Source organism: Streptomyces sp. MCA2 (assembly GCF_023544705.1).
In the GTDB taxonomy this organism is placed as follows: domain Bacteria; phylum Actinomycetota; class Actinomycetes; order Streptomycetales; family Streptomycetaceae; genus Streptomyces; species Streptomyces decoyicus.
This window is the reverse complement of sequence record NZ_JAMJFM010000012.1, coordinates 162340-186680: the sequence shown is the minus strand read 5'-3', so window position 1 is coordinate 186680 and position 24341 is coordinate 162340. Positions and strand designations below refer to the sequence as shown.

Sequence of the window (24341 nt, the reverse complement as noted above, 5' to 3'; positions counted from 1 at the left end):
TGGGGTGCCTCGTTTCCGGGTTTCGGTCCGGGGGCGGGGCATTTCGCGTTGGGGGCGGCGCTGGGATGGTGGGGCGTATGGGATATGTGGTCAGGGCGGTGCGGGCGGGGGAGTGGGCGCGGCTCAAGGAGCTGAGGCTGGCTGCCTTGGCCGATCCGGTTGCCGGGGTGGCGTTCCACGAGACCTATGAGGGTGCGGTCGGCCAGCCGGACGCCTTCTGGCAGCGGAGGGCGGCCGGCAGTTCGGCGCTGACGTTCGTCGGGGAGGCGGCGGACGGCAGTTGGGGCGGCATGGCGGTCGTCGTGGTCGAGGGGGATGCGGACATTCCGCAGACGCAGGTGGTGGGGGTGTATGTGCGGCCCGAGCAGCGGGGGACGGGGCTGGCGCGGGATGTGTGCGAGGCGGCGATCGGGTGGTCGTGGGACCTCGCGGAGCCGGTGGTGGAGCGCGTACGGCTGTGGGTGCACGAGGAGAACGTGCGGGCCGCGGCTTTCTATCGGGCTCTGGGGTTTGTGGCGACCGGGCTGACCCTTGCCGATCCGAAGAACCCCGGTGCTGTGGACCGGGAGATGGCCCTGACCAGGGCCTAAGGGCTGTCGGTCGATGCTGGGGTGGGCACTTCCGCGGATGGCCTCGGGCAGGCGTCGTCAGGCCGGCAGGGAGTGGTGGGGCCAGCGGGCGCGGGCCTGTTCGCGGGAGCGCATCGTCGCCAGCGTCAGCAGTCCGCGGCTGCGGCCCGTTTCGAGGAGGCCGGGGAGCGCGGGCAGCGGGGCGAGGGCCGCGATGTCGTCCAGGACGAGGGTGAGTGGTGGGTCGAGCCGACCGTCAGATGACCGTTCGGCCATGCGGCGGCCGTGCTCGACCACGCTCGAGAGGAGTGCGGTGAGCAAGGGCATCGCACCCGGGTCGGTACGCGGATCCTCGATGGGATCGCCTACCACGTAAAGCGTTCCCCCCTCGTCGATGAATGATTCGAGGAGGGCCGAATCTGCTCGAAGTGGATTGCAGGCGTCCCGGATATGGATCGAGGAGAGGGCGGTCAGCGCGCGGCCGACCAACTGCTGTACCGCTTCCCGGCGTTCGGGGTGTGCGGTGAGCACGGACTCCAGCTCGCCGGCCTGGCCGGCGGAGGCCTTGGCGCTGGTGCGCAGGATGCGTACGGGCTCCTGGGCGGCACCGGTGGTGTGTGCCCAGCGGTGCAGCTGGCGGAACGGGCGGCCGTCCACCGCGGCGGCGTGCAGCCAGCAGCGCAGCAGGGTCTGGGCGGCGTCCGCGACGGCCGAGTCCAGCGTCCTGGCCGGGCGTACCGGGGCCAGCAGGGCGGCGGCGCGGGTGGTGGCGGTGGCGAGGTCCGTGCAGCCGGAGGTCGGTGACCAGCGCAGCCGGGCCGGGGTGTCGAGGCGGTGCGTGGGGTCGTAGGTGAGCAGCGGGCCGAGCTTGGCGCGGGAGTCCTTGGTCTCGGACCAGAGGGTGGGGTCCGTCGTGGCGACGATCAGGGGGCCCGGGGCGGCGGCCGCGGCGGTGAGGGACGCCGCGAGGGTGAGGGCGCGGTCGGTGGCGAACTGGAGGCGGGGGAGGGCGGGTTCGGTGAGGGGGTCGGTTCCCGGGGGCGCGGCGGCGGCCGGGGGAGCGGTGCGCTGCTCGGGGACGGGGCCGGTGGCCGCGGCCGCGGCCGCGGGGTTGAGGAGCGGTGAGGGCGTGGTGGAGGTGGCGGGCCTGGCCGGCGCATCCTCGCTGGACGCCGTGGACGCCGTGGACGCCGTGGACGCCGTGGACGCCGTGGACGCCGTGGACGCCGTGGACGCCGGGGCGGGGCGTGCCGTCTCCCGGACCGGCTCCCGGGCCTCCCGTGCCTCTCCGGCCTGCCGCGTGGAGCGTTCCGCCTCCCGGGCCTCGTGTGCCGCCTGACGGGCTTCTCGGGCCGTCGCCCGCCGGGCCGTTCGTACGGCGCGATAGCGGGTGATCGTCCCCAGGGTGAAGATCGTCAGAACCAGCAGCACCATCAGTTCGCCGATGAGGATGCCCCAGAACAGGCCGTACCCGGAGAGCTGGGCCTTGGGGGTGTCGGGCCAGGCGGCGGCCATGTCGTGCGGTGCGGAGACCAGATGGCGCAGTGCGATCGGGGTACCCGGGTAGGTGACGCCGTCGGGCCAGGCGCCGTGGGTGAACAGGCCGGCCAGGCCGGTCGCGGTCCACACCAGCACGGTCAGGCCGAGCAGGAAGGCGAGCAGTCCGACCAGCAGGGAGTCGGGGATGCCGCGGCCCCGGCCGTCGGGTGCCCCGCGGTAGCCGCGGCCGCCTCGTTCGTCGTCGTATCCGCGCGTCACGCCACCGTCTCGCTCGACTCGTCTCTCCACTGCCGCTCCATCGCCATGGCCTCGGCGCGTGCCTCGGCCTCGGCGTCCGCCGCCGCCTGGAGGGCGCGCGCCTCGTCCGTCGGCATGGCGGAGGCCTCGCTCATCGCGGAGGCCTCGGTCATCGCGCGGTCGGTGTAGACCAGCGGGCGTTCGGCCTCGGTGATGAGGTGTTTGACGACCTGGACATTGCCGTTGACGTCCCAGACCGCGATGCCGGGGGTCAGGGTCGGGATGATCTCTACGGCCCAGCGTGGCAGGCCGAGGACGCGCCCCGTGGCCCGTGCCTCGTCGGCCTTCTGGGCGTAGATGGTGCGGGTGGAGGCCATCTTGAGGATGGCCGCGGCCTCCCGTGCGGCGGCGCCGTCGACCACGTCGCTGAGGTGGTGGACGACGGCCACGAACGACAGGCCGAGCCGGCGGCCGAACTTCAGCAGCCGCTGGAAGAGCTGGGCCACGAAGGGCGAGTTGATGATGTGCCAGGCCTCTTCGACCAGGAAGATGCGCTTCTTGCGGTCGGGGCGGATCCAGGTGTGTTCCAGCCAGACGCCGACGATCGCCATCAGGATCGGCATCGCGATGGAGTTGCGGTCGATGTGCGAGAGGTCGAAGACGATCAGCGGGGCATCGAGGTCGATGCCCGCCGAGGTGGGGCCGTCGAACATGCCGCGCAGGTCACCGTCGACGAGCCGGTCGAGAACCAGCGCCACGTCCAGACCCCAGGCCCGGACGTCATCTATGTCGACATTCATCGCCTCCGCCGACTCCGCTTCCGGGTGTCGCAGCTGCTCGACGATGTCGGTCAGCACGGGCTGCCGGGTGGTGATGGTCTCGGTGACGTAGGCATGCGCGACCTTGAGGGCGAAGCCGGAGCGCTCGTCGAGGCCGTGGCCCATCGCGACCTCGATGATCGTACGCAGCAGGGCCAGCTGGCCCGTGGTGGTGATCGACGGGTCGAGGGGGTTGAGGCGGATGCCGCCGTTGAGGGCGGCGGTCGGGTCCAGGCGGATGGGGGTTATCCCCAGTTCCTGCGCGATGAGGTTCCACTCGCCGACGCCGTCCTCGCCCTGGGCGTCCAGTACCACGACCTGACGGTCACGGAACCTCAACTGCCGCAGGACGTAGGTCTTCTCCAGCGCCGACTTGCCGTTGCCGGACTCGCCGAGGACCAGCCAGTGCGGGGCGGGCAGCTGCTGGCCGTAGAGCTGGAAGGGGTCGTAGATGTATCCCTTGCCGCTGTAGACCTCACGGCCGATGATCACGCCGGAGTCGCCGAGACCGGGGGCCGCGGTGGGCAGATAGACCGCCTGTGCCTGGCCGGTGGAGGTGCGTACGGGCAGCCGGGTCGTCTCCACCTTCCCGAACAGGAAGCTGGTGAACGCCTCGGTGAGCGCTCCGAGTGGATCGAGCATGGCCATGACGTACGCGCCTCCCAGCGGCTTTAGCGGCGGATCCCGGTCGCGAACGGCAGGGTGTTGACGAACGCCCGGTGGTGCTCGCGGTCGCACCACTCCAGCTTCAGGTAGGACTTGCCGGCCGAGGCGCGGATGGTGCGCTTGTCGCGTGCGAGCGCCTCGGGCGAGCGGGAGGAGACCGTGAGGTAGCCGACGAGGTTGACGCCGGCGGCACCGGACGCCAGGTCCTCGCCGCGCTGGTCGACGCGGCCGTGGTGGGCGACGTCCCGTGGGTCGACGACCCGGTTCATCTTGGCCGCGCGGCTGGCCTCCGCGTCGTCGTTGGTCTTCTCCGTCAGCATCCGCTCGATGGCGATCTCCGTGGGCTCCAGGTCCATGCAGACCGCGACCGTACGGATCACATCCGGGGTGTGCACCAGGAGCGGCGCGAGGAAGTTGACGCCCACCGGGGTCAGCGGCCACTCCTTGACCCAGGCGGTGGCATGGCACCACGGCGCGCGGGTCGTCGACTCCCGCGTCTTGGCCTGGAGGTACGTCGGCTCCATCGCGTCGAGCTCCGCCGGCCAGGCGTTGCGCTTGCTCATCGCCTGGATGTGGTCGATGGGGTGGTCCGGGTCGTACATGGAGTGCACGAGGGAGGACAGGCGGGCCTGGCCGAGGGGCTGGCGTACGCGGATGTCGGCCTCGGCGAGCCGGGCGCAGATATCGGTCAGCTCACGGGCCATGACGACCGCGAGACCCGCGTCCCGGTCCAGCTTCTTGCGCAGCAGGCCGCCCTGGTGCATCCGGGCGGCGCGCGCCATGGTGTGCGCCTCGGCGGCCAGCTCGCGGGTGTAGTGCATACAGGCGACGAGGTAGGCGCGGTGCTGCTCGGAGGAGGTGGAGACCATCGACTGGAGCTGGTCGTAGGACTCCTGGAGCCAGGCCGGGGAGGAGCGGTCGCCGCGCTGCGCGACGTCCTTGGCGTGGGCGTCCGGGTCGGCGGGCAGCGTACGGGCCAGCATCTGGATCCGGGTCACGAAGCCGTCGCCGTTGGCCACGTGCTTGAGCAGCGTCCCGAAGCGGTCGACCAGCGCCTCCTGGTCCTCGCTGTCGCGCAGGCCGACGCCCGGCCCCTCGATCTCGATGGCGGCCGTCACCGTCTTGCGGTCGGCGTGCAGCAGCACCGCGATCTCGTCCGGGCCGAACGGGGCGGAGAGCCAGTTGATCCGGCCGATGCCGGGCGGCGGGCCGATCTCGACCTCCCGGCCGTCCAGCCGGATGCCGGCCTCGGCGGTGCCGGAGCGGTAGGTGGCGCCGCGGCGGACCGTACGGCGGAAGCTGCGCCGGATCTCGAACCACTTGTAGAACGTACGGCCCTTGTACGGCACGTAGACGAGGGCGAGCCCCAGCATCGGGAAGCCGGTGAGCGAGGCGATCCGCAGCGGCAGCATGGGCACCAGCAGCCCGCACATCATGCCGAGGAACGCCCCCGCGATGATCAGCGCGATCTCACCGGTCTCGCGGTTCTTGCCGACGATCGCGTTGGGCCGGGCGCGGCCGATGAGATAGGTGCGACGTGGCGCGATCGGGTGGGACTGCGTGCTCAACGCCCCTCACCTCCTGCTGTCTTGCCGGTGCGGGAGCTGCTGCTCGGGCCGGGGTTCGTACGGGGAGCGGGGGTGGCGGGTGCCGAGGAGCGGCCGCCGCCGGTGCGGGAGCTGTGCGCGGCGACACCGCCGGCCACGGCGTCGGCCGGCCGGGACTGGCCGCCCTGCGCGCCCTGGGCGCCGCCGTCCCCGCCGGACCTGCGGGAGCTGTGGGTCTTGATGCCCTGGGACACCAGCGCCGCGGGCGAGGAGATCATGGCGGCGGCCTGGCTGCCGTCGGTGGCCCGGCCCTTGTTCGTACGGGCCGAGACCATCTCGTCGCCGAAGCCGGGGACGAAGCGGTAGATCACCGCGCTGGCGAAGATGGCGAGGATGATGATCGCGAGGCCGGAGACGACCGCCGAGAAGGCGTTCGGACCCTTGTCGTGGGAGAGCGCACCGGCGATGCCGAGCACGATCACGATGACCGGCTTCACCATGATCACCGCGATCATGATGCCCGCCCAGCGCCGCACATGCCCCCACATGTTCTTGTCGACCAGCCCGGCGTAGACGACCGTGCCGAGCAGCGCCCCGACGTACAGCAGCGCGGCCCGGATCACCAGCTCCAGCCACAGCACACCGGCGGCGAGCACGGAGACCAGCGACACCACGATCAGCATGATCGGGCCGCCGCCGATGTCCGTGCCCTTCGTGAGCGCCTGCGAGAACGCCCCGAAGAAGGTGTCGGTCTGCGCGCCCGTCCCCTTGGCGATGATCTCGGTGACCCCGTCGGTCGCCGAGACGATCGTGTAGAGGATGAGCGGGGTGAAGGCGGAGGCGAGCACGGTCAGCCAGAGGAACCCGACGGCCTCACCGATCGCCTCCGTGAGCCGCACTCCGCGCACCGCGCGCTTGGCGACGGCCAGCAGCCACAGGACGAGGGTGAGGATGGTCGAGGCGGCGAAGACGACGGCGTACTGCCGCAGGAAGGCCGTGTTGGTGAAGTCCACCTGGGAGGTGGCCTTCACCGCGTCGGAGAGCTTGGTGACGATCCAGGCGGCGGCTTTGGCACAGCCCTTGGCGAGGGAGTCGAGGGGGTCCAGGGGGTTGTTGTCGGTGAGGCCGCCACCGCCGGGGTCGGTTGTGCTGCCACCGCCGCCGCCCCGTCGTTCGCAGAGCTCCTTGGCCTTGTCCGTGAGCAGATCGCAGGCGCCCTTGGTCGGCTTGGGAGAAGGGGCCGCGAACGCGCGGGCTGAGAGGACCACCAGCGCCGTTTGTAGTCCGGTCAGCGCCGAGGCAACGGCGAGGCCGCGACGTCGGTTGTTACCTCGCATACGTGAACCCTCCGAACCCTTGGACGGCCTGGGACATGTCCTTGGCCGTCGCAGCGGTCTGGTCGCCGCCGATCGGCGCCGGTCCGGCCTTCTGCGTGAAGCCGGCGACCTTCCAGTCCCCCTTCACCCACTGCATCTGCATCGTGGACGTGTACCAGCTCTCCGCGACCGGGTTCTGGGACCCCTGGCCGGCGAGGCCGAACAAGGTGGAGTACCAGACCGCGACCGTGGCCGTGCTGCCCTCGTACTTCTCGACCTTCGTCCCGACCGGGTTCGCCCGGGACACAAAGGTCATCCCGCTGGGTGCGTTGCCGTCTGACTTGAGGCCGATCCCGCTGAGGAACTTGGGGTCCGTGTAGATCTTGCGCAAGCTTTCCTTGCGGTCCGCGGCCGCGGAGGAGGTGTAGACGGTGTCGACGATCGCGTCACGCTGGGCCGACTTGTACATGTCGGCGCTGGAGAGCGCCACCGCATAATTCGCCGCCGCCGACTGCGCCCCCTGCTCCGTCTTGGCGAAGCCCGCGGCGATGCCGCCGTTCTTGCCGGTGGCCGGCTTGGTGCCGGTGGGGGCGGTGGGCTGGGCGTGGTCGGGGTCCTTGGCGGAGTCGCCGGCCGGGGTTTCGCTGTTGCCGCTTCCGCCGCGGTTGGCGAAGGCGATGGCCGCGAGCAGCAGGACGATCACGCCGACGATGGTGACGAGGTTGCGGCTGGACATGCCTGCGCGCGGCCGCCGTCCCGAGCCGTAGATGTCACCGTCGTTGTCGGGAAGTCTGGTGCGTGTCTGGCCCGTCTCGGAACCGCGGTGGCCGTCGCCGCCGTAGCCGCCGTCGTCACTGAGACTCATCGAGCCTGTGCCCCCTCTGCCGCCGTTCGCGTTCGTGCCGTAGTTGTGCCGCCCTCATATGACCGTAGCCGCGCGGGCGGCGGCACGGGTGCAGCGGTACGAGTACATCTCACCGTGACGGGTCCTCAGATGCGGTACGGCAGAGGCGAATGGGGGACTCTGGGTCATTTGTGTTCATAGCCCGCTCCACGGTTACCGTCGCCTTCTTGTGCCTTCCTGCCCCCGGGTCCACCTGTCCCCGCGCAGCGGCCGGCCCAATCGGTCCGCTGGTCGCGGGGGTGACGAGGGCGCGGGGGCGGGGTCCGTCGGGCCGGGCATGAGGGGGCGTCAGCATGTGGCCTCGGCAGGGGAGGTGGGGCCGGTGGGAGCGAGTGGAGGCACGAGACGGCGGAGAGAGGACGGGCGGGGGCGCATGGGGGCGGCCCGGGGACGGGCGCGTGCCAGGGGCGGCGCACCGTACGGGCCGCGGTCGGGGCGGTGGCGCCCCGGGGAGTGGCCGCGCTAGACCGCCATGCCGTAGACGATGGTGAACAGCGTCCCCAGGGAGCCGATGATGAAGACGCCGGTCAGGCCGGCCACGATCAGGCCCTTGCCCTGTTCGGCGCTGAAGGTGTCGCGCAGCGCGGTGGCGCCGATGCGCTGTTTGGCGGCGCCCCAGATCGCGATGCCGAGGCACAGCAGGATCGCCACCGCCATGACCACTTCGATCATCACGCGGGCTTCGTTGCCCAGGCTCCCGAACGGGCCCCAGTCCGGGGCGATTCCGCCGATGATGGTGGTGATGTCGCCTTTTTCGGCCGCAATGAACATGTGTGAACTCACCGCCCCTTGATGGGTAGTTGTGTGCCCGCGCCGACGCGGCACAGGTCAGTCTCTATCTTCGCCGACAAACGGGCCGTCAGCTGTCGACTTGGCGGCTTTCTTTGACGGATCCCGTGGGAGTGGCGTGTGCGTGTGGGTGCAGGCCGTCCATGGAGCCGATTGGTCTCACTGTGTGTATCACGGGGGTCAACCCTGAGCAATGATCATCGGAAGGGGCGGTGGCCGGTCCGGCGCGCCGTGCGGGTGGCGGGCCGTTCGGGTGGTGGCCGTGGTCCGTGCGGGGCTACTTCGGAGCGTGCGACATGGCGAAGATCATGAGGAGTGCCACCAGGTGGATCGCGAACAGGAAATACCCGACGCGCCACCACAGGTGCCGGCTCATCTGCTGCTGATTGTCCGGGTCCACGGCTCTCGTCTCGTCTCGGGTCTCCTGTGCAGTGTCGCCCATCCGGCGGTGTTCCGGATGCCGCCGTGTGAGCGGAATCTCACCCCGCCCCGGGGCGCCCCCCGCGTCGTGTCATGCGCCGTGTCATGCGCCGTCGTGCTGCGCCGGGGGCGGCACGGCGCGCGCGGAGCGACCGGAAAAAGGCAGTGAACCGCGGCTGAATGGGGGAGGGTTGGGGCGTGCGGAAATTCTGGGTGGCCGGTGGGCTCGGGGTGGGGCTGGTGCTCTGCCTGCTCGGGCTGCTTGTGATCGGTACGTACACGGTGGCGGCCGGGCTGGCCGGAGCCGGCGGGCGGGCGCTCGGCCTGGCGAAGGGCGCGGTGCCGGCCGAGTACCAGCAACTGGTGCAGAAGTGGGGGACGCTCTGCCCGGCGATAAGTCCACCGCTGCTGGCGGCGCAGCTCTACCAGGAGAGCGGGTGGAACCCCAGGGCACAGAGCCCGGCGTCCGCCCAGGGCATGGCGCAGTTCATCCCGGGGACGTGGCAGACCCATGGCATCGACGGGAACGGCGACGGCAAGAAGGACGTGTGGGACCCGCAGGACGCGATCGCGTCGGCGGCCTCGTACGACTGCGAGCTGGCCGGCTATGTGAAGGGCGCGCCGGGCAACGCCACGCACAACATGCTCGCCGCGTACAACGCGGGGGCGTACCGCGTGATCCAGTACAACGGGGTGCCGCCGTACCGCGAGACACAGAACTACGTGAAGACGATCACGACGCTCGCGAAGAGCTTCGAGGCGCCGTCGGGCCCGGTGGCGCCGTCTAAGCAGGCCGCGGGGGCCATCTACTTCGCGCAGGAGAAGCTCGGCACACGCTATTTGTGGGGTGGTACCGGTACGGCGGCGCAGGGCGGGCGGTTCGACTGTTCGGGGCTGACCCAGGCGGCGTACCGCTCCGTGGGCATCGAGCTGCCCCGGGTGGCGAACGACCAGTGGAACGCCGGGGCGCATCCGAAGCGGGACGAGCTGCTCCCGGGTGACCTGGTGTTCTTCGCCTACAACCTGAAGGACCCGCGGTCGATCCACCATGTGGGGATCTATGTGGGTGGCGGATACATGATCAATGCGCCGTACACCGGGGCCGTGATCCGGTTCGACAAGATCGACTCGCCGGACTACATCGGTGCCACGCGCGTCACGTCCGATGGCGCAAAAGCGCTGCCCGGTACGAACGCTGCGTGAACATAGGGCCCTGAACTGCGGTGATGAGTCAAGCTTCGATAACGTCCTGGTGATCATCCGGTGGAGAGTGGAACGCCGAGGCCGCGCATCGCGTTTCCTTGGCGTGGGGACGTAGCAGAGCTCGACGCAGCACACGCTCGACGACCACGGGGGCAGGCAGCACACGACGGCGCTTGCGCGCGCGAAAGATAAGGGGCCGCGGCAGATGGCTGGACTCGCACTCGAGGGGCCGAACCCCGACGTCGACGTGCTCGACGGCATCAACGGCCTCGCGAAGGACGCCCCGCACTGGGTCAACAAGGCCATGGAGTACATCGGTGAGTACGGCATCATCGCCGGCCTCGGGGTGCTCTGTCTGATCGCCTGGTGGGCCGCGCGCCGCAGGCCGGACGCGCCGTCCGTCGTCGCGGGCCTGGTCTGGGCGCCGCTGGCCGCGGGCCTCGCGCTGTTGGCCAACATCCCGATCCGCGGGTTCGTCGAGCGGCCGCGGCCGTTCAAGGACCATGCCGGGCTGGAAGTGCTGATCCCCGGCAAGAGCGACTTCTCGTTCGTGAGCGACCACGCGACGCTCACCATGGCGGTCGGCGTCGGCCTCTTCCTCGCCCACCGCAAGTACGGCCTGATCGGGATCGCGCTGGCGCTCGCGGAGGGCTTCTGCCGCGTCTACATGGGCGTCCACTACCCGACCGATGTGATCGGCGGGTTTGCCCTGGGCACCGCCGTCGCGCTGCTGCTCGCGCCGCTCGCGCAGGCGCTGCTGGTGCCGCTGACGACGGCCATCGGCCGGTCGAAGGCGGCGTGGCTGGTGCGTGCGCCGGGCACGGACGGCGCCGCGGGGCAGGACGCCGAGGGCAGCCGGGTGGTGGCCACGGGATCGGCGATGCCGCGGGGGCACAAGGACAAGGATCTGGCGGCCTGAGGGCGCGGCCGGCCGGATGAACCGGCGCGGCGGCCCCCGGGACTGACGACCTGGCGGATGCGGACGGCCCGGACCCCATGCGGGGGCCGGGCCGTCCGTGTGTCCGCGGCTCAGAGCGCCTGCGGGAAGGTGCTGAACAGCCGCTGCGGGTCGTAGGTCCGCTTGACCTGGGCGAGACGGGTTGCGGCGGCGCCGTAGTAGGCGGACTTCCAGTCGGCCAGGCCGGGGTCGGTGTAGTTCTGGTAGGCGGCGCCCGAGGAGTGGCGACGCATCGCGTCATGGAAGGAATTCAGCCACGCTGTGCGCGTGCCGGGCGAGCCGTTCGCCGGCCAGGACGTCAGGTATTGGGCGAGGAACTTCGAGCCGCGGTGGACGAAGGCGGTGTCCGTGCGCCCGACACGGTTGATCGCGCCGCCCAGCGCCGTCAGCGCCACGTTCCCGCTGACGCCCTTGCGGCCGCCCGCCTCGATCTGGTCCATCAGGGTGCGGATGCCGGCCGTGGACAGCGAGCGGTCGAAGAAGTGCGAGCGGGCGGCGTAGGTCTCGCGGCCCAGCTTTCCGGCGCCGGTCTGGCCGGGCAGCGAACCCGGCATATGGCACTGCGCGGTGGACTTGGAGGAGCAGCCCGCGTAGGACTCCATCGCGTCCAGGTAGCCGGTCGGCGTGAGGTGGACGCTGGTGGCGGGGCCGGGGCCGCCCGCCTGGTCGGCGAGCTTGTCGATGGCGTTCTTCAGGTCGCCGTGGCTCCCCAGGGAGAAGGCCGCGATGGAGACGGACGGGGTGTTGCCGGGGCGGGCGTCGAGATGGCAGGCGGACCATATCTCGTCGGCCTGCACCGGTCCCCACTTCTGCCAGGACGCCACGACCTTCGCCGCCTTGGCCCAGGGCCAGGTCATGTACGCCATCACCGCGCGCGGCGCCGGATGCGTACGGAAGCGGAGTTCGGTGACCACGCCGAAGTTGCCGTTGCCGGCTCCGCGCAGCGCCCAGAACAGGTCGGGGTGCCGGCTCTTGTCGCAGTCGACGGTCTTGCCGTCCGCGGTGACCAGGGTGGCGCCGACGAGGCTGTCGCAGGTCAGCCCGTACGCGCGGGAGACCACGCCATGGCCGCCGCCGAGGGTGAGGCCGGATATGCCGACGGTGGGGCAGGAGCCCCCGGGTATCGTCACGCCGTGCGCCCCGAGGCCCTCGTAGACGTCGATGAGCTTGGCGCCGGCGCCGATGCGGGTGACGCCGCCGGACGGCGCGCCGACCTTGGAGAGGGCGGAGACGTCGACGATGAGCTTGCCGTTGCCGCTGGACCAGCCCGCGTAGGAGTGGCCGCCGCTGCGGATGGCGACCGGGGTGTCGTACCGCCGGGCGAAGGCGAGGCATTCGGCGATGTCCGCGGGGTGCTTCACATAGGCGATGGCCGACGGCTTCAGCGTGTCGTAGCGGGTGTTGTAGAGGCGCCGGGCGGTCGCGTAGGCGGCGTCGGAGGCCCGCACCAGCTTGCCGTCGAGGCTCTTGCCCAGCGCGGTCCAGGAAGACTGGGAGGCCCGGCCCTTGGCGGCGCCCCCGGCAGCGGCCGCCGCATTGGTCTGTGCCGCGCCGGTGCCGGTGGCGGCTCCCGTGGCGGATGTGGAGGACGCCGCACCCGCCTTGCCGGTCTTGTTGTCGCAGCCGGTGGCCAAGGCCACCGAGGCCGCCGCCAGTCCGCCGCCCGCTTGCAGGAGTGTGCGCCGCTTCACTGGGATGAATCCCCCTCGATGTTTTTTTACGGTCCTGCCCCGCCGGCCGATGGCCCGGTCGCGGGGCACGTGCCGGGAACGCCGCACCGGGCGGGTGTGGCGGCGCGCCGCCCGCATGTTCCGCTGTGCCCGGTATTGCTCAGCGCTGTCCGGTGCCGTCCTTGACGTCCGTTACCGGCACGGTGCGCTTGCTTCCCTCACTAGCCAGATGCGGTAAGGGCGTTGGGGGTTCCCGGAACGGACTCCGTCATTCCAGCGGGCGGCCGGTCTCGCTGTCCGCATCCGGCCCGGCCTCGGCGTCGGCCAGATGGCGCTCCGCGTCCGTACGCGCCTGTGAGCGGGCCCGGCGGGCCGGTCCCCGCCAGCCGCAGGAGCAGCGGGCCGTGCAGAAGGAACCGCTTTCGGCGGTGGAGATCGCGTGGAGGACTCGGTCGGGCACCCCGTCACGCTACGCGTCCCAGGTGCCCGTGCGTGACGAGCCCCGTTAACGGTCGTTGAACCGAGCGGTCGACGGAACGTCAGGTGCGGCGCCGGCGGAACGCCCGACCCTCCCGAGCGGACCGGCCGGCCCAGGCCGTTCCCGAAGACAGCGGCCGAGGGGGCTCGTACGCGATGGTGGTGCAGGACAGGCGAGGCGGCGGCGCGGCCGCCGTGGCCGTGGCGTGCGGGACGGGTCTGGCGGTCGGGCTGCTGACGACGGGCTGTTCCCCGGACGGCGCCGCGGCCGACGACCAGGAGCCGTCCGGCCGGGCCGCTGCCGCCGCGGAGGTCCGCAACAGCGCCGCCGCCCTGCTGCGGGCCGGCTCCGCCAGGGTCCTCACGTCCATGGAGACGGTGAGCGGCGGCACCCGCGTCGCCATCCGCGGCAGCGGCGGCTACGACTTCGCCACGAGCACCGGGCGGCTGCGGGTCGTCCTGCCCGACCCGGCGGGCCGGCCCAGCGGCGGCCGTCAGCCGATCACGGAGATCCTCGCGCCCGGTGCGCTGTTCATGAAGAACCGCGGGGCGGGGGTGCCCGCCGACAAGTGGGTGCGGGTGGACACCGCGGCACTGAGCGACGGGAATCTGGTCACCGGCGGTGCGACCGATCCGCTGGCCGCCGCCGAACTGCTGCGCGGCGCACGGGAGGTGACCTATCAGGGCGAGGAGCGGCTGGACGGCATCCTGGTGCGGCACTACCGCGGGACGACGGACATCGGGACGGCGGCCGGGGCGGCGTCGCCGCGTACGAGGCCCGCGCTGGTCGCCGCGGAGCAGGGGTTCACCACCGACGCGGTGCCGTTCGAGGCGTATCTGGACGAGGACGGGCGGCTGCGCAAGGTGCGCCAGTGGTTCCGCTTCGCCAACGGTGCGCCGAAGGGGGCCTCGGTGATCTCCACCACGGAACTGTCCGATTTCGGGACGAAGGTAGCGGTGCGGCTGCCGGACGAGCAGGACATCTACGCGGGCAAGATCGCATCGCCCGCTCAGTAGGGCCGGACGCCGTGGGGCGGCCGGGCACGTGACCGGGGCGCGTGCCGGATGGCGGAAATGGTCCATCCGTGCCATGCGCGGAGCGTGCGCCCGTCTTTACGCTGGCGGTAACCACCCAAGGCGTGGGAAGGCGCTCGAAGGAGGAGGTGTTGTACGTGGCCGGACACCGCCCTACGACGGTTCAGGACTGCGTAGCCCTCGTCGAGATCGACCTGACGGGTGAGTTGATGATCGCGGCCGCGGCCGCGAGCGAGGATCGGCTCAGCCCGGACCGTATCGACGAGGTGCTGGAGGTCGAGGGGGAGGGCGGCGGCGCGGACCGGATGCCCCCGCGGCCCGGAGCCGCGAGGCGTACCCCCGGCTAGCGCGGGGGCGGCGGGCCCGCCGGTTTTCAGGTGCGCAGCATCCGCTCGATGGCCTTGGTGGCCTCCTGGACCTTGGCGTCGATGGCCTCGGGGCCCTTGACGGCGGCGTCGGCGACGCAGTGCCGCAGATGCTCCTCCAGGAGCTGGAGGCCGAAGGACTGGAGGCCCTTCGTGCTGGCCGAGACCTGCGTGAGTATGTCGATGCAGTAGACATCCTCTTCGAGCATCCGCTGGAGTCCGCGGATCTGCCCCTCGATCCGGCGCAGTCGCTTGATGTGTGCGTCCTTCTGCTTTGCGTAGCCGTGTGTACCGGATGTCGGCGATGTCTCTGCGTTATCGGTCACGGTTTGAGCTTCGCCTCGGGGGTCGGTGTCCGGCTGCTGGGGGTGGCAGGCCGCGGCGGCTGCGGCACTGCCGTTGGTGTCGGCGTCCGTGGGCGTCATGGCCGTCTCCCGTGGTATCTAGGCGATCTATATACCCCTGGTGGGTATATGGTACCGAACTTTGCGGGCACCCGTGGTACCCCGTGCAGAGCATGCTGCACGATGGGCGACACTGAAGGAATGCCGGTTAGCTGTGGCTGGATGATGCGCCTAGCATCAACTCGACCGAATCCGATGCACCCCGAGGATTTCACGTGCGCTTTCGTCTGACCCCCAGGGAGACGAGCTTCTACGACATGTTCGCCGCCTCCGCGGACAACATCGTCACGGGCTCCAAGCTCCTGATGGAACTGCTCGGGGCGGACGCCTCCGCTCGTGCAGAGATCGCCGAGCGAATGCGGGCGGCGGAGCACGCGGGTGATGACGCGACCCACGCGATCTTCCACCAGCTGAACTCCTCGTTCATCACGCCGTTCGACCGCGAGGACATCTACAACCTCGCCTCGTCGCTCGACGACATCATGGACTTCATGGAAGAGGCGGTCGACCTGGTCGTCCTCTACAAGGTGGAGGAGCTGCCCAAGGGCGTCGACCAGCAGATCGAGGTACTGGCGCGGGCGGCCGAGCTGACCGCCGAGGCCATGCCGCATCTGCGGACCATGACCAACCTCACCGAGTACTGGATCGAGGTCAACCGCCTCGAGAACCAGGCCGACCAGATCCACCGCAAGCTGCTCGCGCACCTCTTCAACGGCAAGTACGACGCCATCGAGGTCCTCAAGCTCAAGCAGATCGTGGACATCCTGGAAGAGGCGGCGGACGCGTTCGAGCACGTCGCCAACACGGTCGAGACCATCGCGGTCAAGGAGTCCTGAGCGCCGCCCATGGACACCTTCGCGCTCGTCGTGACCATTGTGGTCGCGCTCGGTTTCACCTATACCAACGGCTTCCACGACTCCGCGAACGCCATCGCCACCTCGGTCTCGACGCGGGCACTGACCCCGCGTGCGGCGCTGGCGATGGCCGCCGTGATGAACCTCGCCGGTGCGTTTCTCGGCAGCGGGGTCGCCAAGACGGTCAGTGAAGGACTGATCGCCACTCCCCAGGGCAACCAGGGGATGGGCATTCTCTTCGCCGCGCTGCTCGGCGCGGTGGTCTGGAACCTCGTCACCTGGTACTTCGGCCTGCCGTCCTCGTCCTCGCACGCGCTGTTCGGCGGCATGGTCGGTGCGGCACTCGCCGGTGGCACCGAGGTCATCTGGGGCGGGGTGATCGAGAAGGTCGTCCTGCCGATGTTCATCTCGCCGGTCATCGGCCTGGTGCTCGGCTATCTCGTGATGGTCGCCATCCTCTGGATGTTCCGTAAGTCCAACCCGCACAAGGCCAAGCGCGGCTTCCGCATAGCGCAGACCGTCTCGGCCGCCGGCATGGCGCTCGGACACGGTCTCCAGGACGCCCAGAAGACCATGGGTGTCGTGGTGATGGCCCTGGTCATCGCCGATGTCGAGGATGCGAACGACGCCATCCCGATCTGGGTCAAGCTGGCCTGTGCGCTCACCCTCTCGCTCGGTACCTACGCGGGCGGCTGGCGCATCATGCGCACCCTGGGCCGCCGCATCATCGAGCTGGACCCGCCGCAGGGCTTCGCCGCGGAGACCACGGCCGCCTCGGTCATGTACACCGCGTCGTTCATGTTCCAGGCGCCGATCTCCACGACCCATGTCATCACCTCCGCGATCATGGGCGTCGGCTCGACCAAGGGCCCGCGCGCGGTGCGCTGGGGTGTCGCCAAGAACATCGTGATGGGCTGGTTCATCACGATGCCGGCGGCGGCGCTGGTCGCGGCGCTGGTGTTCTGGCTCATCCGGCTGGCGTTCGGCTGACGGATCCCGGCTCACGGGCCGGGGCCGCGGCCACCGGCCGCAGAACACAGGCCGCCGGCCATCGGCCACAGAGCACAGGAATGGGCCCGCCCCCGGGAAGAGGGGCGGGCCCTTCGTCTTGCGGTGGCACCGCCATGCAGCACCGCAGGACGTGGTGGGGGCGGCCCGGCCGAAGCGGCCGGGCCGCACTCGCTGCTCAGCCGAAGCGGCCGGAGATGTAGTCCTCCGTGGCCTGGACCGAGGGGTTGGAGAAGATCCGCTCGGTCTCGTCGATCTCGATCAGCTTGCCGGGCTGGCCGACGGCCGCGAGGTTGAAGAAGGCCGTACGGTCCGAGACGCGCGCGGCCTGCTGCATGTTGTGCGTCACGATGACGATCGTGAAGCGCTCCTTGAGCTCGCCGATCAGGTCCTCGATGGCGAGGGTGGAGATCGGGTCGAGCGCCGAGCACGGCTCGTCCATCAGCAGCACCTGCGGCTCGACCGCTATCGCGCGGGCGATGCACAGCCGCTGCTGCTGGCCGCCGGAGAGGCCGGAGCCGGGCTTGTTCAGCCGGTCCTTGACCTCGTTCCAGAGGTTGGCGCCCTTGAGGGACTTCTCGACGACGTCCTTGAGCTCGCTCTTCTTGTACGAGCCGTTCAGCCGCAGACCGGCCGCGACATTGTCGAAGATCGACATCGTGGGGAACGGGTTGGGGCGCTGGAAGACCATGCCGACGGTGCGGCGGACGGCGACCGGGTCGACCCCGGAGGCGTAGAGGTTCTCGTCGTCCAGCATCACCTTGCCCTCGACGCGGCCGCCGGGGGTGACCTCGTGCATCCGGTTCAGGGTGCGCAGGAAGGTCGACTTGCCGCAGCCGGACGGGCCGATGAAGGCCGTCACGGAGCGCGGTTCGACGGTCATCGAGATGTCGTCGATGGCCTTGTGGCTGCCGTAGTACGCGGAGAGGCCGCTGACGTCGATTCGCTTGGCCATGGAAATCACTGCTTCTTTCTCACGCGGCGGAGCCGCATATCGAATGGGGCGCGGCTTGGTCAGCGGCCGGACTTGGGGGCCTTCCAGCGGGCGATGCCGCGGGCCACCAGGTTGAGGATCATGACGAAGGCGATGAGGACCAGCGCCGCGGCCCATGCGCGGTCGTAGGAGGCCTCGGAACCCTGCTGCCACTGTTGGAAAACGTAGAGCGGAAGTGACTGCTGGGCATCTTCGAACGGGTTGTTGTTGATCGTCTTCGCGCCCCACACCAGGAGCAGCACGGGCGCCGTCTCACCGGTGATACGGGCGATGGAGAGCATCACACCGGTGGTGATGCCGCCGATCGACGTCGGCAGGACGACCTTGAGGATGGTGCGCCACTTGGGCACGCCGAGGGCCAGGGACGCCTCGCGCAGCTCGTTCGGGACGAGCTTGAGCATCTCCTCGGTGGAGCGGACGACGACCGGCATCATCAGGATCGCCAGGGCCATCGAGCCGGCGAAGCCGGACGGGCCGAAGCCGAGGATCAGGATCCATACGGAGAGGATGAACAGGCCGGCCACGATCGACGGGATGCCGGTCATGACGTCGACGAAGAAGGTGACGGCGCGGGCGAGCCGGCCGCGTCCGTATTCGACGAGGTAGATCGCGGTGAGCAGGCCGATCGGCGCGGCGATCAGGGTGGCCAGGCCGACCTGCTCCAGGGTGCCGATGATCGCGTGGTAGATGCCGCCGCCGGGCAGTGCGTCCGGGGTGGTGCCCATCGAGTGGGACAGGAAGTAGACGTCCAGGACCTTGGTGCCGCGGGCGACGGTCTCCCACAGGAGGGAGGCCAGCGGGATGACGGCGATCAGGAAGCAGATCCAGACCAGGCTGGTGGCCAGCCGGTCCTTGGCCTGCCGGGCCCCCTCGACGACCGCGGCCAGCGCGAACGTACCGAAGACGAAGAGCAGGGCGGCGATCAGGCCCCACTGGACGGTGCTGTCCAGGCCGGCGCCCAGTCCGATGCCGCAGCCGGCACCGGCCGCGACCAGCGCGAGGACCGGCGGGGTCCAGCGGGGGAGCCGGGCCTGCCGGAGGGAGACCGGAAGCGGGCTGCCGCCGTTCGAGACCGCGGGGCGGTCGGTCGTCATACTCATGCAGCGGCTCCCGAGTACTCCTTGCGGCGGGCGATGATCAGGCGGGCCGCGCCGTTGACGAGCAGCGTGATCACGAAGAGGACGAGGCCGGAGGCGATCAGGGCGTCCTGGCCGAATTCATCGGCCTCGCTGAACTTGCTGGCGATGTTCTGGGCGAACGTGCCGCCGCCCGGGTCCAGCAGGCTGGTGTTGATGAGGAAGCTGGGCGAGAGGACCGTGGCGACGGCCATCGTCTCGCCGAGCGCGCGGCCCAGGCCCAGCATGGAGGCGCTGATGACTCCGGAGCGGCCGAAGGGGAGCACCGACATCCGGATGACTTCCCAGCGGGTGGCGCCGAGCGCGAGCGCGGCCTCCTCGTGCATCTTCGGGACCTGGAGGAACACCTCGCGGCTGACGCTGGTCACGATCGGCAGGATCATGATCGCGAGCAGGATGCCGACGGTGAACAGCGAACGGGCCGCGCCGCCGCCGTAGGAGAAGATGCCGGTCCAGCCGAGGTAGTCGTCCAGCCAGGTGTAGAGGCCGGTCAGATGCGGGACGAGGAAGAGCGCGCCCCACAGGCCGTAGATGATGCTGGGCACCGCGGCGAGCAGGTCGATGACGTAGCCGAGCGGCGAGGACAGCTTGCGCGGCGCGTAGTGCGAGATGAACAGCGCGATGCCGACCGCGACCGGGACCGCGATGACCATCGCGACCACCGAGCTGACGACGGTGCCGAAGGCGAGCACCGCGATGCCGAACTTGGGCTCCAGCCCGCTGGCGTTCCAGTCCAGCGTGGTGAAGAAGTTGGCCTTGTCGCCGGAGATGGCGAGCACGGAGCGGTAGGTGAGGAAGACCGCGATGGCGGCCATGATCACCAGGACGGCGATACCGGAGCCCCGGGAGAGCCCGAGGAAGATCCGGTCACCGGGGCGGACCGCCTTGCCGGAGACGGCGGAGCGGCCGTCGTCCTCCGGCGGAAGCGGTGTGGCGGATGTCGAGGTAGTGGAATTCATGGATTCTCCGGTCTGCGGAGCCCGGTGGGGACTCCTGGCGCGGCGGTGCACCGGACGGGCGGCGGCCCGAAAGGGGCCCTTGTGAGGGGGCCCCTTCGGCCGTACGGCGGGATGCGGGCCGCCGCCCGGTAGGTCAGGAGATCTTGGCGACGGTCGCGCGGACCTTGTCGGCGATCTCGGTCGGCAGCGGGGCGTAGCCGAGCGCCTTCAGGGCGCTCTGGCCGTCCTTGCTGGAGACGTAGGTCAGGAAGGACTTGGTGGCGGCCAGCGTCGCGGGCTTGTTGCCCTTGTCGCAGGCGATCTCGTTGGTCACCAGGGTGATCGGGTAGGCGCCCTCGGCCTTGGTGGTGTAGTTGAGCTTCAGGGCCAGGTCGTCGCCCTTGCCGACCTGCGTGGCCTCGGAGATCGCCTTGGAGGCGTTGTCGACGGTGGCGTCGACCGGGGCCTTGGCGCCGGTGTCCAGCTTGGCCGTCGGGAGCTTGCCGGCCGTCGCGTACGACAGCTCGAAGTAGGAGATCGCCCCGCTGGTCTGCTTGACCTGCGAGGAGACGCCGGCCGAGCCCGAGGCCGCCTGGCCGCCCTCGCCCTCCCACTTCTTCGCCGGCTCGTGCTTCCAGCCACCGGCGGCCTTGAGGTACTTGGTGAAGTTGTCGGTGGTGCCCGAGTCGTCGGAGCGGTGGAACGGCTGGATCTTGAGGTCCGGAAGCTTCGCGCCCGGGTTCAGCTTCTTGATCGCGGGGTCGTTCCACTTCTTGATCTCCGAGTTGAAGATCTTCGACAGGGTCGGGGCGTCCAGCACCAGGTTGTCCACGCCGGGGACGTTGTAGCCGACCGCGATCGGGCCGCCGACCATCGGCAGGTCGATGGCCTGGCCGCCCTTGCAGACCTGCTTCGACTTCGTGACCTCGTCGGGCTTGAGGGGGGAGTCGGAGCCCGCGAAGGCGGTCTGGCCCTGGAGGAAGGTGGTGACGCCGGCGCCGGAGCCCGTCGGCTGGTAGTTGATCTCGGTGTCCTTGCACGCGCCCGAGTACGCCTGCACCCAGACGTCCATGGCGTTCTTCTGCGCGGACGAGCCGGAGGCGAGCAGCTTGCCCTTGCCCTCGCACTTGATGTTCGACGTCTTGGCGGCCGCACCGCCGCCGCCGGAGGTGTCATCCGAGCCGCACGCGGTCAGGGTCAGGGCACCGGAGACCGCGAGAGCGCCAACGGCGAGGGCGCGAACCCGGTTCTTGCGCTGAAGCTTCACTGTCGAAAGTTCCTTCCTGGGGCGCGCCGCTGCGTCGGCGTGCGAGGTGGTGAGTGGCGGTGGTCACCGCGGTCTGCGATGCCAGCTAGCCGTGTCGCGCTTGCACATCGGGCATGGCGCGCACTCGGTACGGCTGAAATTAGGCAGATCAGGTGAAGCGGCCGATGGAGGGGAGTGAACGCACGGTGAACCTCGGCCATCGGATGGGTGCGGGGGGAGGAGCGCTCGCCGGCTTGCGCGAAACGGCCCGTCGCCCTGTTGAATTACCGGCCGGTATGGCAGCATCCGCGCCTGAGGGACACGCGAATCGGTGCGGAACGACCGGAGGTGGCTGGTGGGGAGCCAGGGGGCACAGCAGGGCGTTCGGAACGTACGGGGTGGGCGGGGAGCATGGGGCGCAAGGGGCGGACGGCTCGTGGCGTGCACCGCTGTCGTCCTGTGCGTGACGGGGTTGCTGGGCGGTACGGCGACCGCCGCCTACGCCGATGACCCGAAGAATCCGTCCGCGGAGACGGGGCGGGCCGCCGACGTGGCAGCGGCCTCGGACGCCGACGCCCGGCGTCTCGACGACGTACGCAAGAAGATCGATGCCCTCTACCGCAAGGCGGAGAAGGCCACCGATGCCTACAACGCCGCCGAGGAACAGGTCGAGCTCCAGCAGAAGGAGATCGTCAAGCTGGCGCGCAGCATCGACACCACCCAGCACCGGCTGGCCGCCCTCAAGCGGCAGGCGGGCGCGCTGGCCAGTGCCCAGTACCGCGGCGGGGGGCTGCCCGCCGAGGCGAAGCTGATGCTCAATGCCGCTCCGGAGGGCTTTCTCGACAACGCCACCCTGGCGCGCAAGGCGCAGCACGCCGCCAAGCGGGTGATCGGCCAACTTTCCCGTCTCAAGGGCGACTTGGAGACGTATTCGGACGCCGCCACGGACCGCTGGGAGAAGCTGGAGGCGAACCGCAAGAAGAAGGAAAGCGCCCAGCGGGACATCAAGAAAAAGATTGAAGCGGCAAAGAAGCTGGAATCCCGGCTGGCCGACAAGGAAAAGGACCGGCTGAAGAAGCTGGAGGACGAGCTGGCCTTCAAGCAGCAGCAGAAGTGGCTGGACTCCGGCGTACTGAAAGACATCAGCAACAAGGCGTCGGCCCCCGGTAAGAAGGCGATTTCGTACGCCACCGCGCAGATCGGCAAGGATTATGTGTGGGGCGCGGAAGGTCCTGACACCTTCGACTGCTCCGGGCTGACCCTGCGGGCGTGGCAGGCCGGGGACCGGACCATTCCGCGGACCTCGCAGGAGCAGTGGCGGCAGCTGCCCCGGGTGGCCCTCAAGGACATGCGGCCGGGCGACCTGATCATTTATTTCTCGGATGCCAGCCATGTCGGCATGTATCTCGGTAATGGCGCGATTGTGCATGCGCCGCGGCCCGGCCGGCAGGTCACGATCACCGGCGCCGGCTCGATGCCGATCCTCGGCGTCGTCCGCCCCGACGGTGAGCGCTGACGCGATGGTGCAGATCACACGCACGATAAATGACCGGATTGTTTGCTGTCCGAGGGTTGCCGGTGCGTAGCTGAATGCACTCAAGCGGGGTGATGTTCGTCATTACCCATTCATCCCTCCCCAGGTCAAATGGCTTATCAGGTGCGGCATATGACGATGGCCGATTGCCGCCGGGCATTCCATCCCCCTCCGTACTGACGCTATGGTCGCCTGTCAGTGCCCGGTGTGCGCCTCCGCTCCTTTGACCGACGAGCGGCGGGGAGCCGGGCACGGTGGTGCGCCGTCGGCGTCCGCCGCACCCCTCGGGGGGAGGGAAGGAAGCAGAGCAATGCCCGTACCCGTACCGCACCAGCGGACGGTCGTGCTGCCGCACCAGGCAGGACCGGTGGACGACGCCTGCGCGGATACCGCGCAGGTCGCCGGCGCGCCGGGCGCGGGAGACGCGACGGCTCACCCGGCCTCGCAGGGCTCTCCGGCGTCCGACCCGCAGCAGCCGGCCGAACAGCGACTTTCGGCCGACCGCGGGGTGCCCCAGCAGGGCCTGACCCTGCTCCTCATCGGCGAGGACCCCAACAGCCATGTCCCCGACATGTGGGACTGGGCGGGCCGCAAGGTACGCCTGCGGACCGCCCGCAACCTCACCGAGGCCGAGCGGCTGCTCACCGACGATGTGCACTGCATCCTGCTCGACCTGCCCCCGCGGCAGCCCCACGACCGCACGGAACGCGCCCCGGGCCACGGCAACGCCCCCGGCGACGAGCTGGGCATGCTGCGCGACGTGCTGCGGATGGCCACCTCGCACGCCGTTCTCGTCCTCACCTACGAGACGGACGCCGAGCGCGCCGCCGATGCCGTACGCGTCGGCGCCCAGGACTACCTCTTCCGCGACGAGCTCGACGGCGCGGTGCTCAGCCGCGCGGTCCGCTACGCCGTCGAGCGCAAACGCGCCGACCTCGCGCAGCGCCAGCTCACCGAGTCGCGGATGCTGGCCCAGGAGAACGCCCGGCTGGAGCGCGGTCTGCTGCCCACGCCCCTGCTCGACGGCTCCGATCTGCGGTTCGCCGCCTGCTACCGACCCGGCCGCAGCCGCGCACTGCTCGGCGGCGACTTCTACGACACCGTCCGCACCCCGGACGGCACCGTCCACGCGATGATCGGCGATGTCTGCGGCCACGGCCCCGACGAGGCCGCCCTCGGCGTCGAGCTGCGCATCGCCTGGCGCGCGCTGACCTTCGCCGGGCTCTCCGGCGACGAGCTGCTGGCCACCCTCCAGAAAGTGCTGGAGCACGAGCGGGCGGACGACGAGATCTTCGCGACGCTGTGCACCGTCGACATCTCCGCGGACGGCCGCCGCGCCGGGCTGTGCCTGGCCGGCCACCCCGCACCGCTGCTGGCCCAGGCCGGTGAGCGCCCGCAGCTGCTGCCGTACGAATTCGGCGGCCCGGCGCTCGGCCTGCTGCCGCATGCCCGCTGGCCGCGCCGGCAGGTGGAGCTGGGCGGCTCGTGGAGCCTGATGATGTACACCGACGGCCTGATCGAGGGCCGGATCGGCAAGGGGAATCAGCGCCTCGGCCAGGAGGGCATGACCGAGCTGGTGAGCCGGCAGATGGCCGCCGGTCTCACGGGCGAGGAGCTGCTGGACGCCTCGGTCAGGGAAGTGCGCGACCTGAACGGCGGCGAGCTGACGGACGACGTGGCCGTCCTGCTGCTGGACCGTCGCTGAGGGGACTGCGGCCCCGCGGTGCCGTCAGCGGGCCGCGGCCCCGCGGTC

23 protein-coding genes are annotated in these 24341 nt (G+C 70.3%); 9 read left to right on the top strand and 14 right to left on the bottom strand.

What is annotated here, in order from left to right; translation table 11 throughout:
* Window positions 1-77: 77 nt before the first annotated feature.
* Window positions 78-590: an N-acetyltransferase gene (locus tag M8I34_RS13105; protein WP_250049627.1), complete on the top strand. Its 513-nt coding sequence runs from the start codon at window positions 78-80 to the stop codon at window positions 588-590.
* Between the two features lie 57 nt (window positions 591-647).
* Here M8I34_RS13105 and M8I34_RS13100 read toward each other — a convergent pair whose 3' ends face one another.
* The 7 genes from M8I34_RS13100 to M8I34_RS13070 form a co-directional block, all read right to left on the bottom strand.
* On the bottom strand, window positions 648-2327 hold the full coding sequence (locus M8I34_RS13100) for a TraM recognition domain-containing protein (protein WP_250049641.1): 1680 nt from the start codon (window positions 2325-2327) through the stop codon (window positions 648-650).
* Window positions 2324-3766 (bottom strand): ATP-binding protein, encoded by a 1443-nt coding sequence (locus M8I34_RS13095; protein WP_244419453.1) that lies wholly within the window; start codon window positions 3764-3766, stop codon window positions 2324-2326. The genes M8I34_RS13100 and M8I34_RS13095 overlap by 4 nt, the downstream gene beginning before the upstream one ends.
* Window positions 3767-3795: 29 nt before the next feature.
* The gene (locus M8I34_RS13090) at window positions 3796-5358 is read right to left on the bottom strand and encodes an SCO6880 family protein (protein ID WP_250049626.1); all 1563 of its coding nucleotides are present in this window, start codon (window positions 5356-5358) and stop codon (window positions 3796-3798) included.
* The gene (locus M8I34_RS13085; protein WP_250049625.1) at window positions 5355-6674 is read right to left on the bottom strand and encodes a hypothetical protein; all 1320 of its coding nucleotides are present in this window, start codon (window positions 6672-6674) and stop codon (window positions 5355-5357) included. The genes M8I34_RS13090 and M8I34_RS13085 overlap by 4 nt, the downstream gene beginning before the upstream one ends.
* The gene (locus tag M8I34_RS13080; protein ID WP_250049624.1) at window positions 6664-7518 is read right to left on the bottom strand and encodes a hypothetical protein; all 855 of its coding nucleotides are present in this window, start codon (window positions 7516-7518) and stop codon (window positions 6664-6666) included. The genes M8I34_RS13085 and M8I34_RS13080 overlap by 11 nt, the downstream gene beginning before the upstream one ends.
* Window positions 7519-8019: 501 nt before the next feature.
* Window positions 8020-8328, bottom strand: a complete 309-nt coding sequence (locus tag M8I34_RS13075) for a hypothetical protein (protein WP_006603970.1) — start codon at window positions 8326-8328, stop codon at window positions 8020-8022.
* Between the two features lie 295 nt (window positions 8329-8623).
* On the bottom strand, window positions 8624-8788 hold the full coding sequence (locus M8I34_RS13070; RefSeq protein WP_250049623.1) for a hypothetical protein: 165 nt from the start codon (window positions 8786-8788) through the stop codon (window positions 8624-8626).
* Window positions 8789-8964: 176 nt separating this feature from the next.
* On the opposite strand from M8I34_RS13070, the gene M8I34_RS13065 reads away from it, so the two are divergent.
* Together M8I34_RS13065 and M8I34_RS13060 are read left to right on the top strand one after the other, a co-directional pair.
* Window positions 8965-9969 carry a bifunctional lytic transglycosylase/C40 family peptidase gene (locus M8I34_RS13065; RefSeq protein ID WP_030085320.1) on the top strand — a complete coding sequence of 335 codons (1005 nt, stop codon included), beginning with the start codon at window positions 8965-8967 and terminating at the stop codon, window positions 9967-9969.
* Window positions 9970-10174: 205 nt separating this feature from the next.
* Window positions 10175-10888 (top strand): phosphatase PAP2 family protein, encoded by a 714-nt coding sequence (locus M8I34_RS13060; protein WP_250049622.1) that lies wholly within the window; start codon window positions 10175-10177, stop codon window positions 10886-10888.
* A gap of 110 nt (window positions 10889-10998) precedes the next feature.
* On the opposite strand, the gene M8I34_RS13055 is transcribed toward M8I34_RS13060, so the two are convergent.
* Together M8I34_RS13055 and M8I34_RS13050 are read right to left on the bottom strand one after the other, a co-directional pair.
* Entirely contained in the window at window positions 10999-12618 is a 1620-nt protein-coding gene (locus M8I34_RS13055) for an FAD-binding oxidoreductase (protein WP_250049621.1), read from the bottom strand.
* Between the two features lie 247 nt (window positions 12619-12865).
* Window positions 12866-13057, bottom strand: a complete 192-nt coding sequence (locus M8I34_RS13050) for a hypothetical protein (protein WP_250049620.1) — start codon at window positions 13055-13057, stop codon at window positions 12866-12868.
* 173 nt (window positions 13058-13230) lie between these two features.
* Here M8I34_RS13050 and M8I34_RS13045 point away from each other — a divergent pair, with 173 nt between their 5' ends.
* Complete coding sequence (locus tag M8I34_RS13045; RefSeq protein ID WP_250049619.1) at window positions 13231-14091, top strand: hypothetical protein; 861 nt, start codon at window positions 13231-13233, stop codon at window positions 14089-14091.
* A 146-nt stretch (window positions 14092-14237) separates the two neighbouring features.
* Window positions 14238-14456: a hypothetical protein gene (locus M8I34_RS13040; RefSeq protein WP_244420288.1), complete on the top strand. Its 219-nt coding sequence runs from the start codon at window positions 14238-14240 to the stop codon at window positions 14454-14456.
* 26 nt (window positions 14457-14482) lie between these two features.
* Here the strand turns inward: M8I34_RS13040 and M8I34_RS13035 are convergent, their stop codons facing one another.
* Window positions 14483-14899, bottom strand: a complete 417-nt coding sequence (locus tag M8I34_RS13035) for a metal-sensitive transcriptional regulator (protein WP_250049618.1) — start codon at window positions 14897-14899, stop codon at window positions 14483-14485.
* A gap of 194 nt (window positions 14900-15093) precedes the next feature.
* Between M8I34_RS13035 and M8I34_RS13030 the strand changes: the two genes are divergently transcribed.
* Together M8I34_RS13030 and M8I34_RS13025 are read left to right on the top strand one after the other, a co-directional pair.
* A complete protein-coding gene (locus tag M8I34_RS13030; RefSeq protein ID WP_026170326.1) occupies window positions 15094-15714 on the top strand; it encodes a DUF47 domain-containing protein in 621 nt (206 codons plus the stop codon).
* A 9-nt stretch (window positions 15715-15723) separates the two neighbouring features.
* Entirely contained in the window at window positions 15724-16722 is a 999-nt protein-coding gene (locus M8I34_RS13025) for an inorganic phosphate transporter (RefSeq protein WP_244419443.1), read from the top strand.
* A 196-nt stretch (window positions 16723-16918) separates the two neighbouring features.
* Here M8I34_RS13025 and pstB read toward each other — a convergent pair whose 3' ends face one another.
* The 4 genes from pstB to pstS form a co-directional block, all read right to left on the bottom strand.
* On the bottom strand, window positions 16919-17695 hold the full coding sequence (pstB, locus tag M8I34_RS13020) for a phosphate ABC transporter ATP-binding protein PstB (RefSeq protein WP_244419442.1): 777 nt from the start codon (window positions 17693-17695) through the stop codon (window positions 16919-16921).
* A gap of 59 nt (window positions 17696-17754) precedes the next feature.
* On the bottom strand, window positions 17755-18834 hold the full coding sequence (gene pstA, locus M8I34_RS13015) for a phosphate ABC transporter permease PstA (protein ID WP_250049617.1): 1080 nt from the start codon (window positions 18832-18834) through the stop codon (window positions 17755-17757).
* Complete coding sequence (gene pstC / locus M8I34_RS13010) at window positions 18831-19829, bottom strand: phosphate ABC transporter permease subunit PstC (RefSeq protein WP_250049616.1); 999 nt, start codon at window positions 19827-19829, stop codon at window positions 18831-18833. The genes pstA and pstC overlap by 4 nt, the downstream gene beginning before the upstream one ends.
* A 133-nt stretch (window positions 19830-19962) precedes the next feature.
* Window positions 19963-21075, bottom strand: a complete 1113-nt coding sequence (gene pstS, locus M8I34_RS13005) for a phosphate ABC transporter substrate-binding protein PstS (RefSeq protein WP_250049615.1) — start codon at window positions 21073-21075, stop codon at window positions 19963-19965.
* A 415-nt stretch (window positions 21076-21490) separates the two neighbouring features.
* Between pstS and M8I34_RS13000 the strand changes: the two genes are divergently transcribed.
* Together M8I34_RS13000 and M8I34_RS12995 are read left to right on the top strand one after the other, a co-directional pair.
* Window positions 21491-22570: an NlpC/P60 family protein gene (locus M8I34_RS13000; RefSeq protein ID WP_250049614.1), complete on the top strand. Its 1080-nt coding sequence runs from the start codon at window positions 21491-21493 to the stop codon at window positions 22568-22570.
* A gap of 328 nt (window positions 22571-22898) precedes the next feature.
* Window positions 22899-24293 carry a PP2C family protein-serine/threonine phosphatase gene (locus tag M8I34_RS12995; RefSeq protein ID WP_250049613.1) on the top strand — a complete coding sequence of 465 codons (1395 nt, stop codon included), beginning with the start codon at window positions 22899-22901 and terminating at the stop codon, window positions 24291-24293.
* Window positions 24294-24341: the final 48 nt, after the last annotated feature.